Source organism: Pseudomonas sp. B14-6, assembly GCF_013260315.1.
GTDB classification, from domain to species: domain Bacteria; phylum Pseudomonadota; class Gammaproteobacteria; order Pseudomonadales; family Pseudomonadaceae; genus Aquipseudomonas; species Aquipseudomonas mandelii.
Genome location: NZ_CP053929.1, coordinates 6462332 through 6474892, shown reverse-complemented (window position 1 = coordinate 6474892; position 12561 = coordinate 6462332). Strand labels below are relative to the sequence as shown.

The following is a 12561-nucleotide window of genomic DNA, read 5'->3' as shown; positions in this document are numbered from 1 at the left end:
GTCAATTATGTATCTCCATAAAATCTAAAATTTTTCGTCCGACGGCAAAGCTAGTCTTATTCTTTGAAATCCAAATCTTACCACACGCGGCCTTCCTGAACAAAAATTGTCGATCAGCTGCACAAAATTCCGTCAAAGCGGCGCAAATGCCGTCTGCAGAGGAGTCTTCGATAACATTCAAAAACTCAAAATACTCGTCGGGTATTCCGCCTAGTCGAGTGGTAAGAACAGGTATTCCACTGACCATGTACTCAAGCAGTTTAGAAGGAAAAGAATAGCGCGTGTATCGCTCCTGTGGATTTCGACTTAGAATCAAACAGGAAGCGCTGGATTGTATTTTTTCAACTTCTTGAGCACTCAAAAAACCCAGATATTTCACTGACGGATAGCGACCTGACACCTCCGAAAGATATGACTCTAACTCTCCACGACCACACAACCAGAGCTCATAGTCAACACCGGCCTTAATGAAACCTTCAACCAATTCGACGATCCCGTATGCCCTGCTCAATCCTCCGGCATAAAAAATGATATTCTTCTGCTCAACTACAGATATTTCCTCGGGCGCAGTAATCGTAGAATTAGCGATCCCCTCAAGAACCAAAAACGGTTTTTTCGACCATTTAGCACTGTCCGCAGCCATATACTTACTTGCTACAAAAACACCAGACGAGCGAAAAATGAGATTATCGATAATCTTAGAGTCTAACTTCTTCAAAACCCTCATAAGAAAGGACCGACCCATCCCCATATCCATATACACAGGAAGATCGGGAATATAAACAAAAAAAGGAATACCATATAGCTTGCGCACTACATAAGCAGCCACCAAGTTCGGTGTATGAGCCGCATAAACGCAAATCGCATCCACCCCGGATTTTCGCAGACGCAGCAAATTAAAAAGCGTACCTAGTAGTCGACTAACAATTTTTAATAATGGCAAATTAAGCAAGGGAATGACTTTGCACCTGCCGCCCGCCCCTAGTTCCGACGCCCCTGGAAAATACACCTTGCTATTACGCGGGTATGTCGATACTGCAATACTGGCGACGTTATTAACAACCCCCCATCAAAGCGCAGAGCCTCAAGAAATCTACCTTCAAGTTTATATGCCGCAACCTGAGGAAATGGGTCTCCCTTGGAATACTGTTCGAAGTATTCATCACCTACGTAGAACCCCACCAAGACAATTTTTTTTCCCATTTCCGCCTTCTCAAAATCCGCTCGACGAATTAAACCTAATGACATATCTCAGAGAAACCCATCCTATCCCTCCCCAGCACTGAGAAGGCACAAGACCGTCTTTCACCTTTGTAATACTACGCCACCCAGATCTGCCTATCTCAACCGTTGAATGCGTATTTCAGACTTTATAAAAACCTGCCACTTCGGTCATAGTGTAGCCTTCATAAACTCAATCCACCTCACTCCTTTCCAAAGGGATAGAAGCGATACCACCGAAAATCCTACTAACCAAAAAAGCGACTTTTCCCACCAAAAAAAATCGACCCATTCACTTTGCAAGCCCAAATAAAAAACATAACCCGCTAAGAAAGCTAATGACGACACCATAAAGGGCTGCAGGAAACCCCTATATACATTGAGACGTTTATACATACTGGCAACGACACAAATGAAATAAATGGATTGGGCCAATAAAACCCCCAAGGACACACCGTACAGCCCCCAGAACATACCGCCGAGCCAAGCAAAACAGACGGACATAAGCGCGGACATGAGTGAAAGATACGCTAGCAACTTCATTTTTCTATGTACTTCGAGACGCTTCTGAAAATACACGGCCGCGCTGTTTAAAAAAACACCCGCGAAAGCATAGAAAATGACGATAGTGGATGCCCCTATTTTCTTTCCCGTCATCCTCTCAAAAAAATCAAACCCGACAAAATACAACGCACACCAAAGCAATGAAAACGCGACAATTAGAAAACTGGAGGAGCTTTCTATTATCCTGATAGCAAATACGCCTTCCCTAAACTTTTTAATAACAAATGGATGGACCATCATCAGCAGTGGCATACTTAAGAGCCCGGCACCACCTACAAATAGATCCTTTAAAGACAAGTACGAATCACCATGCTCAATCTCATAATAACCGATAGCAAGTCGATCAGCCCCCGCCATCACTAACATACCTAGAATCCATGGCGACAGGGCAGCACCATATTGGTAAATAAGCTTCAGATCGACTTTGAACAACTCAATACTCGAAAACGGATTACAAAGACCAAATATACGCGACACAGAGAACAGCATAAAAAATGCTGCGATGGCATAACCTGCTACTGACGCAACTAACGCATATCTGAAATCGACTTCTGAAAATCTAAAAAAAACCATTACCAAGCCAATCTGCATAACAGCCTGCAGAAGCACAGCGATGAGTTGCTGCTTCACCAAGAAGCCAGCCTGACACATGGATGAAAGGAAAAAAAACAGGATCTGGCTAAAACATAGCATCCAAACAAACAGAAACAAATCGCGCTCAGATATCAAACAAATAGAAATTACACCCGCCAATATCGAGGCCATGGGTGCAATTAATAAAATCACACATATGCAATTTGAAACAAACAACTTTTTATCTTCAACACCTGAGTAATAATAAATAAAAGAATTACCAACCCAACCAGCGCACAATTGCGCAGCCACCAATGAACAGAACAAGCTTACTGAATAACTTACATACTGCCCCTCAGGAAACGATTTATATAAAAAGAAAACTAAAAAAATACCTGAAACAGCAGGTATCATTTTGACCGGCACATAAAGAAGAAGCTTTCGAAGAAAAACGTTCATATTCATTTGTTTTCGTTAAACTCTTTTTTCTTCGCAATAAACTGAAACAGACAACGAAATTCAGTGCTGTGCAAGTGGCGTAGATACACATTCAGCAAAAAATAATGGATGGAGGATCGCATGTTTGCGATTTTCAGGCAAGGCGCTACCCCCATTCGAAACAGATTAAGACGGGCGGAAATAGCAGATTGGCGGGGATAATCGACACTGAACCAGGTAGGCTGAACAGGCTCGTCACATCCCTTATGGCTACCGGATGCGACGGCCACCTCAAATCGAATGGCGCTGCCGCTGTCTTCTAGCGCGCCCAAACAGAAACGTAAAAAGCGGACCAATCAACATTCCAACTAGCAGAGCGAATATTATAGCAATCGATATAGGCACTTCTGGCAGAGGCCAACCCAGCAACAACAAAGAAATGCTCTGTTGATTTTCAAGAACAAATGTCAACGTGAGCAGAACAAACACTAAAACGAGCACTACCAATGTGACGCGCCTGAAATTACGCATAACTCACTTCCCGATACGACACATTCAAATCTCACCCTCCTCATCTTCATTCACTCGATCCCTAAGCTCCTTCCCCGGCTTGAAATGCGGAACAAACTTTCCGTCAAGACTCACCGACTGCCCAGTCTTCGGATTGCGCCCCACCCGCGGCGCACGATAGTGCAGTGAAAAACTGCCAAAACCCCGGATCTCAATACGATCCCCAGTCGCCAGGCATTGGGACATTTGTTCAAGCATAGTCTTGATAGCCAGCTCCACATCCTTGGATGAGAGCAGCCCTTGATGGGTGACAATTCGTTCGATCAACTCCGACTTCGTCATATTTTTCCCTTCTTTTTCAAGCAGCTAGGAAAAGCGCTTCAAAGGTTTTAGCATGCCCGGAGGAATTTGAACAGCCCGGGTTTTCACATATTTTCACCAGCAATGACCACCCAATTACGAGGAACTACGACGCGATCTAGCTCAGCGACAAATAACCAGCATGGTGCGCGTCAGATACCCCGCGGGATTGAAGCCGAATGGGTATTCATCCTCATCCTTGGCATCATCGGACCTTGCTACAACCTTATAGCCCGCCGCCTTACACTCTTTGTCCGCGCGCTTACGGCACTTCTCCCATCCAGAACCCAATCCCGAACAATCTATCTCAACGCCACTGACTCCACGCACGGCATGAGTCTCGGCATTCGTACCGCAACCCGCCAGCATCAAGACTGCCATTGCGACAATGAGCTTGTTCATTCACTTCCTTATGGCAGACGCCCTGCCCGGCTATCGTTCTTTAGCTAAAGACTAGCTGCAAATAAGCGATTGATCCGATTAAAGAAAGAGACAACACAGAAGGATCATTGGTTTCAAGAACAGCCACCCCGCGCACGAACCACCCGACAAACCCAAATCCCAGACACAAAAAAGGGCGACCGAAGTCGCCCTTTTTCTATGGTCTGACAGAACTCAGTTCTGTTTTTCCATTTGTGCACGCAACAGGTCGCCCAGAGTGGTAGGACCAGCAGCGATGCTATCCGAAGGCTTGTCTTTCAAGCTTTGGATGGCTTCTTTCTCTTCAGCATCGTCTTTCGACTTGATGGAGAGCTGGATTACACGGCTCTTGCGGTCAACGCTGATGATCTTGGCTTCTACTTCCTGGCCTTCTTTCAGAACGTTGCGCGCGTCTTCAACGCGGTCACGGCTGATTTCGGAGGCTTTCAGAGTCGCTTCGATATCGTCGGCCAGAGTGATGATGGCGCCTTTAGCGTCAACTTCTTTCACGATGCCTTTAACGATGGCGCCTTTGTCGTTCTCTTGAACGTACTCGGAGAACGGATCGCTTTCCAGTTGCTTGATACCCAAGGAGATGCGCTCGCGCTCTGGGTCAACCGACAGGATAACGGTGTCCAGCTCGTCGCCCTTCTTGAAGCGGCGAACGGCTTCTTCGCCCACTTCGTTCCAGGAGATGTCGGACAGGTGAACCAGACCGTCGATGCCGCCGTCCAGACCAATGAAGATACCGAAATCGGTGATCGACTTGATGGTGCCGGAGATTTTATCGCCCTTGTTGAACTGGCCAGAGAAATCTTCCCATGGGTTAGATTTGCACTGCTTGATGCCGAGGGAGATACGACGACGCTCTTCGTCGATGTCCAGAACCATAACTTCCACTTCGTCGCCGACTTGTACGACTTTCGAAGGGTGGATGTTCTTGTTGGTCCAGTCCATTTCGGAAACGTGTACCAGGCCTTCAACGCCTTCTTCCAGCTCAGCGAAGCAGCCGTAGTCGGTCAGGTTGGTTACACGAGCGGTAACGCGAGTGCTTTCTGGGTAACGGGCTTTGATAGCAACCCATGGATCTTCGCCCAGTTGCTTGAGGCCCAGGGAAACACGATTGCGTTCGCGATCGTACTTCAGAACCTTTACATCAATCTCGTCGCCAACGTTGACGATTTCGGAAGGATGCTTGATACGCTTCCAAGCCATGTCGGTAATGTGCAGCAGGCCATCGACGCCACCCAGATCGACGAATGCGCCGTAATCGGTGAGGTTCTTGACGATACCTTTGACTTGTTGACCTTCCTGCAGGGATTCCAGCAGAGCTTCACGCTCGGCGGAGTTCTCGGCTTCGAGGACGCTACGACGGGAAACGACAACGTTGTTGCGTTTCTGGTCAAGCTTGATGACCTTGAATTCCAGCTCTTTGCCTTCCAGGTGCGTGGTATCGCGCACAGGACGGACGTCAACCAGAGAACCTGGCAGGAACGCACGGATGCCGTTAACGTCGACAGTGAAGCCGCCTTTAACCTTACCGTTGATAACGCCCTTGACCACTTCTTCGGCTGCGAAGGCTGCTTCCAGAACAATCCAGCATTCAGCGCGCTTGGCTTTTTCACGGGACAGCTTGGTTTCACCAAAGCCGTCTTCAACCGAGTCCAGAGCAACGTGAACTTCGTCACCGACGTTGATAGTCAGTTCGCCAGCATCGTTGTAGAACTGCTCAAGCGGGATGAGTGCTTCAGACTTCAGGCCAGCGTGAACGGTTACCCAGCGAGCTTGGTAATCGATATCAACGATAACACCGGTGATGATGGAGCCTGCCTGAAGGTTCAGGGTTTTTAGGCTTTCTTCAAAGAGTTCCGCAAAGCTTTCGCTCATTTTAATTCCTGTTGAATAAGGGCGAAGGATACGCCCATCTCCACATCCCAGACGACGTGGGTTATGTTCATTTAAAGAAGCACTGCAAGACTATGACTGGTCCCCTGCAGAGCTTCTTGGTCACCCGGCGATATCGCGAATGGCGATCTCGCTCATGATGCGTTCCAGCACCTGATCGATGGATAACTCCGTGGAATCCAGCTGTATTGCGTCAGCCGCCGGCTTGAGCGGGGCTACCGCTCGCTGGGTGTCACGCTCATCGCGTGCACGGATCTCATCTAGCAGACTCGACAGACTAACACCATCGACTTTGCCCTTCAACTGCAAGTATCGACGGCGCGCACGCTCCTCGGCACTGGCAGTGAGGAATATCTTCAGCGGCGCGTCCGGAAAAACCACCGTGCCCATGTCGCGCCCATCGGCGACCAACCCCGGCGATTCCTGAAACGCCCGCTGACGCTGAAGCAGCGCCTCGCGTACCGCGGGCAATGCAGCCACCTGGGACGCACCCGAGCCGACGCTTTCCGTACGGATGACATCGCTGACTTCGTCACCCTCCAGAATGATGCGCTGCAGTTGACCTTCGGTCGCCGCAATGAACTGCACATCCAGATGAGCGGCAAGCTTTTTCAGCAGTTCTTCATTCGTCAGGTCAACGCCGTGGTTATGCGCAGCGAACGCCAACAGACGGTAGAGCGCACCGGAATCCAGCAAATTCCAGCCCAGACGCTTGGCCAGTATCCCGGCGACCGTGCCTTTGCCAGAGCCGCTTGGCCCATCGATGGTGATGACCGGTGCGATGATTTTCACGACTGAGCCTCTTGTGCAACACGAATGCCGACCTGCGCACAAAGCGCGAGGAAGTTCGGGAACGAGGTTGCGACGTTGGCACAGTCATGGATGCGAATCGGTGCGGTGGCGCGCAGCGAAGCAACGCTGAACGCCATGGCAATCCGGTGATCGCCGTGACCGTGCACTTCGCCGCCGCCGATCAGGCCGCCGTCGATGATGATGCCGTCCGGGGTCGGTTCGCATTTGACGCCCAGCGCGAGCAAGCCATCCGCCATGACCTGGATACGGTCCGACTCCTTGACTCGCAGCTCTTCGGCGCCACGCAACACGGTGCGCCCTTCGGCACAGGCCGCGGCCACGAACAGCACCGGAAATTCGTCGATGGCCAGTGGAACCAGCGCTTCGGGAATCTCGATACCCTTGAGTTTAGCTGCCCGTACGCGCAGATCCGCCACCGGCTCGCCGCCGACTTCACGCTGGTTTTCCAGAGTGATATCAGCGCCCATCAGACGCAAAATGTCGATCACGCCGGTGCGGGTCGGGTTGATGCCGACGTGCTCGAGCACCAGCTCCGAACCTTCGGCGATCGATGCCGCCACCAGGAAGAACGCGGAAGACGAGATGTCGCCCGGCACTTCAATGTGGGTCGCGGTCAGCTTGTGGCCGGACTCAACCGAAGCGGTCGCACCGTTAACGGTGACCGGATAGCCGAAGCCGCGCAGCATGCGCTCGGTGTGGTCGCGGGTCGGAGCCGGTTCGGTGACGGTGGTCTTGCCTTCGGCGTACAGGCCGGCTAGCAGCAGGCAGGATTTAACCTGGGCGCTGGCCATCGGCATGGTGTAAGTCAGACCCTTGAGCTTGTTGCCGCCACGAATGGTCATCGGTGGACGACCTTCAGCGGCGGTCTCGATCACGGCACCCATTTCACGCAGCGGATTGGCCACGCGATTCATCGGGCGCTTGGACAGCGAGGCGTCACCGGTCAGGGTGCTATCGAAGTCCTGCGCAGCCAGCAGGCCCGACAGCAGACGCATCGAGGTGCCGGAGTTGCCCAGATAGATCGGGCCCGGCGCAGGCTTCAAGCCATGCAGGCCGACGCCGTGAATGGTCACGCGACCGTGGTGCGGACCTTCGATCACGACGCCCATGTCGCGGAAGGCTTGCAAGGTCGCCAGGGCGTCTTCGCCCTCGAGGAAGCCTTCGACTTCGGTGACGCCTTCGGCCAGGGAGCCGAGCATGATCGAACGGTGGGAAATCGATTTATCGCCCGGTACACGAATCCGCCCAGTCAGGCGGCCACCAGGTTGAGCCAGGAAAATCAGGTCGTTGGAGTTCATAGCGTCCACATAAGCCCGGCGGGCCAGGATTTTACTGAAATGTTCGCGGGCAACCCGGGCGCGAGTGAATACGCCCAACAATTGGTGCCCATCCCCTGCATCGACCGCGTCGCGCAAGGCGTCGAGGTCGCTGCGAAATGTATCAAGTGTGCGCAGGACAGCTTCGCGGTTGGCGAGGAAGATGTCGTGCCACATGACCGGGTCGCTCCCCGCGATTCTTGTGAAATCGCGAAAACCGCCCGCAGCGTAACGGAAGATCTCAAGGTTTTCATTGCGTTTGGCCAGTGAATCGACCAGACCGAACGCCAGCAAGTGTGGCAAATGGCTGGTTGCCGCCAACACTTCGTCGTGACGCTCGACCTGCATATGCTCGACATCGGCGCCCAATTCACGCCACAAACGGTCGACCACTGCCAACGCGGCCGGATCGGTCTGATCCAGCGGTGTCAAAATCACTTTATGGCGACGGAACAGCTCGGCATTGGAGGCTTCCACCCCGCTCTGCTCGGAACCGGCAATCGGATGGCCCGGCACAAAACGCGACGGCATGCCGCCAAACGCTTCGGTCGCGGCACGCACCACATTGCCTTTGGCGCTGCCAACATCGGTCAGAATCGCCTGCCCCAGGTCCATGCCGGCCAAGCGGCCAAGCATTTTTTCCATGGCAAGGATCGGCACGGCGAGCTGGATCACATCCGCGCCCTGACAAGCAATCGCCAGGTCTTCTTCGCAGCGATCCACTACGCCCAACTCAACCGCGAGCTTGCGCGACTGCGGGTCGAGATCGACCCCGACCACTTCGCGGCACAGGCCACTTTCGCGCAACCCCTTGGCAAACGAACCGCCGATCAACCCCAGGCCGACCACCACCAGGCGACCGATCATAGGGGCAGCAGGTTGCAGTGCAGTGACATCAACCACGAGCCAGAACCTTGGTCAGCGCCTCAAGGAAGCGGCTGTTTTCAGCGGGCAAACCGATGGTGATGCGCAGGTGGTTCGGCATGCCGTAGTTGGCCACCGGACGCACGATCACGCCTTCGCGCAGCAACCCCTGGAAGATCGGCGCAGCCACCTGCCCCATATCGACGCAGATGAAGTTGCCCTTGGAAGGAATCCAGCTCAGCCCCAGCTCACGGAACCCCGTTTCCAGTTGCTGCATGCCGGCTTCGTTCAGGCGACGGCTTTCAGCCAGGTAATCGGCATCTTGCAATGCAGCGCACGCAGCGGCCAGGGCCAGGCTGTTAACGTTGAACGGCTGACGCACGCGATTCAGCACATCGGCAACCACCGCAGTGGACAAGCCATAACCGACCCGCAGTGCCGCCAGACCATAAGCCTTGGAGAACGTGCGCGAAACCAGCAGATTCGGGTACGCCGCCAGGAAGTCCAGGCCATCCGGCAAGTCGCTGCCCTCGGCGTATTCGATATACGCCTCGTCCAGCACCACCAGCACATGCTCCGGTACGTCCTGCAGGAACTCATCCAGCGCCTCGGCACCGAACCAGGTCCCGGTCGGGTTGTTCGGGTTGGCGATGAATACCACACGAGTATCGGCATCGATCGCAGCCAGCATGGCCGGCAGGTCATGGCCCCAGTCTTTGGCCGGGACCACTTTGGCCGTCGCGCCGACGGCTTGCGTGGCGATCGGGTAAACAGCAAACGCATGCTCACTGAACACCGCGTTCAGGCCGGGCGCCAGGTACGCACGCGCCACCAGTTCCAGAATGTCATTGGAACCGTTGCCCAGTGTCACCTGATTCAGCTCGACGCGGCACTGCTCGGCCAGCAGGGTCTTGAGCGCAAAACCGTTGCCGTCCGGATAGCGGGTCAGCTCGGCCAGTTCGTCGCGAATGGCTGCCAGCGCCTTTGGACTGGCGCCCAACGGGTTTTCATTGCTGGCCAGCTTGATGATTCTGGCTGGATCGATGTTCAGCTCACGCGCCAGTTCGTCCACGGGTTTGCCCGGAACGTAAGGCGAAAGTTGTTGCACGCCCGGCTGCGCCAGAGCGAGGAAGTTGCCACTCATTTGCTACCCCTTAGAGAACTGCTTTCGGGTAAGAACCCAGCACTTTGAGTGCTACTGCTTCCTGACTGATCTTTTCCAGTACACCTTTGATCAACGGATCACGGTGGTGGCCGACGAAGTCGATGAAGAACACGTAGGTCCATTTACCGCTGCGCGACGGACGGGTCTCGATTCGCGTCAGGTCGATACCGTTGTCGTGGAACGGCACCAGCAACTCATGAAGCGCACCGGGCTTGTTGCTCATGGAGACGATGATCGACGTCTTGTCGTCGCCGGTCGGCGGTACTTCCTGGCTGCCGATCATCAGGAAGCGCGTGGAGTTGTCCGGGCGATCCTCGATTTTCTCGGCCAGGCGGGTCAGCCCGTACAAGCTGGCGGCCATGTCGCCGGCAATCGCCGCCGAGTTCCACTCACCCTTGACCCGCTTGGCTGCTTCGGCATTACTCGACACCGCCACGCGCTCGACATTCGGGTAGTGCGCGTCCAGCCACTTGCGGCACTGGGCCAGGGACTGGGCGTGGGAGTAGATGCGGCTGATGCTGTCGGTCTTGGTGTTTTCACCCACCAACAGGTGATGGTGAATCCGCAGCTCGACTTCGCCACAGATGACCATGTCGTGTTCGAGGAAGCTGTCGAGGGTGTGGTTGACCGCGCCTTCGGTGGAGTTTTCCACCGGGACCACGCCAAAATTCACCGCACCGGCCGCCACTTCGCGGAACACTTCGTCGATCGCCGCCATCGGCTTGCTGATCACCGCGTGGCCGAAATGCTTCATGGCGGCGGCTTGAGTGAAGGTGCCTTCAGGGCCTAGGTACGCCACTTTCAGCGGCTGTTCGAGGGCCAGGCACGACGACATGATTTCGCGGAACAAACGCGCCATCTCTTCGTTGCCCAGCGGCCCCTGATTGCGCTCCATTACGCGCTTGAGCACCTGAGCTTCACGCTCAGGACGATAGAACACCGGCACTTCGCCTTCGGCCAGCGAGGCCATCTTTACTCGCGCAACTTCCTGGGCGCAGCGTGCACGCTCACTGATCAGCTCCAGGACTTTGGCGTCCAGGGCATCAATGCGAACGCGCAGTGCCTTGAGTTCTTGCTCAGACATTAGCCGTGTTCCTTCTCGAACTCTGCCATGTACGAAATCAGTGCGTTGACCGCAACGATGTCGACGGCGTTATAGATGGAGGCACGCATGCCGCCCACAGAACGGTGACCCTTGAGGTTCAACAGGCCACGTTCGTCGGCACCGGCCAGGAATGGCTTGTCGAGACGGTCGTCAGCCAGGCGGAACGGAACATTCATCCACGAGCGATCCGACTTGTTGATCGGGTTGCTGTACAAGCCGCTGGCGTCAATGAAGTCGTACAGCGTGCGCTGCTTCACTTCGTTGAGCTTGCCGATAGCTTCAACACCACCCTGCTCTTTCAGCCACTCGAACACCAGACCGGACAGATACCAGGCCAGGGTAGGCGGGGTGTTGTACATCGAGCCGTTATCGGCCGCGACCTTGTAGTTGAGCATGGTCGGGCACAGGGAACGGGCATGACCCAACAGGTCTTCGCGAATGATGTTCACGACAATGCCGCTCGGGCCGATGTTTTTCTGCGCGCCGGCGTAGATCATGCCGAAGCGCGAAACATCGATTGGGCGCGAGAGAATGTCCGAAGACATGTCGGCCACCAGCGGAACGTCGCCAGTTTCCGGGACCCAACTGAATTCCAGGCCGCCAATGGTTTCGTTCGGTGCGTAGTGAACGTAGACCGCGTCTTTCGACAGGCTCCACTCGTTCTGACCGGGAATGGCGAAATAGTCATAAGGCTTGGCAGTAGCGGCAACGTTGACGCGACCGTAGCGCGAGGCTTCTTCGATGGCTTTCTGCGACCAGATACCGGTGTCGATATAGTCGGCGGTGCCGCTTTCCGGCAACAGGTTCAGAGGAATCTGAGCAAATTGCTGGCTGGCGCCACCTTGCAGAAACAGCACTTTATAGTTCGAGGGGATATTCAGCAGATCACGCAGATCCTGCTCGGCCTTGGTGGCGATGGACACGAACTCATCACTGCGATGGCTCATCTCCATGACCGACAGGCCCTTGCCGTGCCAATCAAGGAGTTCACCCTGGGCGCGCTGCAGGACAGCTTCGGGAAGTGCCGCAGGACCGGCACAGAAGTTATAGGCTCTCTTGCTCACATCCAATCTCGCTCTGATTTGGTGGTAATCACGCAATAAATCACAACATCAATCGACACAGGGCCCTGCCGAAGCAGAAACCTGAGGGAGCGAGCCTGCTCGCGAATGCATCACCACGGTGTTTCAGAGGTACCGCGGCGCCTGCATTCGCGAGCAGGCTCGCTCCCACAAGGGTTCTCCACTGATATCGAAATTTTCCGTTCGGACAAACAACAAGGGGGCGAATTTTCATCCGCCCCTGTT

At 54.1% G+C, this 12561-nt stretch carries 11 protein-coding genes; all 11 read right to left on the bottom strand.

Going from position 1 to position 12561, the window contains the following annotated elements:
• Window position 1 precedes the first annotated feature (1 nt).
• The gene (locus HP062_RS29565) at window positions 2–952 is read right to left on the bottom strand and encodes a glycosyltransferase (RefSeq protein WP_172792442.1); all 951 of its coding nucleotides are present in this window, start codon (window positions 950–952) and stop codon (window positions 2–4) included.
• Window positions 953–1392: 440 nt separating this feature from the next.
• The gene (locus HP062_RS29560; RefSeq protein WP_084315790.1) at window positions 1393–2823 is read right to left on the bottom strand and encodes a hypothetical protein; all 1431 of its coding nucleotides are present in this window, start codon (window positions 2821–2823) and stop codon (window positions 1393–1395) included.
• 264 nt (window positions 2824–3087) lie between these two features.
• A complete protein-coding gene (locus tag HP062_RS29555; protein WP_145308677.1) occupies window positions 3088–3327 on the bottom strand; it encodes a lipopolysaccharide assembly protein LapA domain-containing protein in 240 nt (79 codons plus the stop codon).
• 24 nt (window positions 3328–3351) lie between these two features.
• Window positions 3352–3648, bottom strand: coding sequence for an integration host factor subunit beta (ihfB, locus tag HP062_RS29550; RefSeq protein WP_083374729.1), 297 nt, complete (start codon window positions 3646–3648; stop codon window positions 3352–3354).
• Between the two features lie 141 nt (window positions 3649–3789).
• Window positions 3790–4068, bottom strand: coding sequence for a hypothetical protein (locus HP062_RS29545; RefSeq protein WP_172792441.1), 279 nt, complete (start codon window positions 4066–4068; stop codon window positions 3790–3792).
• A gap of 213 nt (window positions 4069–4281) precedes the next feature.
• On the bottom strand, window positions 4282–5973 hold the full coding sequence (rpsA, locus tag HP062_RS29540) for a 30S ribosomal protein S1 (RefSeq protein ID WP_008148721.1): 1692 nt from the start codon (window positions 5971–5973) through the stop codon (window positions 4282–4284).
• Between the two features lie 120 nt (window positions 5974–6093).
• On the bottom strand, window positions 6094–6783 hold the full coding sequence (gene cmk, locus HP062_RS29535; RefSeq protein WP_010461679.1) for a (d)CMP kinase: 690 nt from the start codon (window positions 6781–6783) through the stop codon (window positions 6094–6096).
• On the bottom strand, window positions 6780–8987 hold the full coding sequence (locus tag HP062_RS29530; RefSeq protein WP_231990963.1) for a bifunctional prephenate dehydrogenase/3-phosphoshikimate 1-carboxyvinyltransferase: 2208 nt from the start codon (window positions 8985–8987) through the stop codon (window positions 6780–6782). The genes cmk and HP062_RS29530 overlap by 4 nt, the downstream gene beginning before the upstream one ends.
• A gap of 28 nt (window positions 8988–9015) precedes the next feature.
• Window positions 9016–10128, bottom strand: coding sequence for a histidinol-phosphate transaminase (gene hisC / locus HP062_RS29525; RefSeq protein WP_010461683.1), 1113 nt, complete (start codon window positions 10126–10128; stop codon window positions 9016–9018).
• A 10-nt stretch (window positions 10129–10138) separates the two neighbouring features.
• Window positions 10139–11233 (bottom strand): prephenate dehydratase, encoded by a 1095-nt coding sequence (gene pheA / locus HP062_RS29520; RefSeq protein WP_010461684.1) that lies wholly within the window; start codon window positions 11231–11233, stop codon window positions 10139–10141.
• Complete coding sequence (serC, locus tag HP062_RS29515; RefSeq protein WP_172792440.1) at window positions 11233–12318, bottom strand: 3-phosphoserine/phosphohydroxythreonine transaminase; 1086 nt, start codon at window positions 12316–12318, stop codon at window positions 11233–11235. Before serC ends, pheA begins: the two co-directional genes overlap by 1 nt.
• Window positions 12319–12561: the final 243 nt, after the last annotated feature.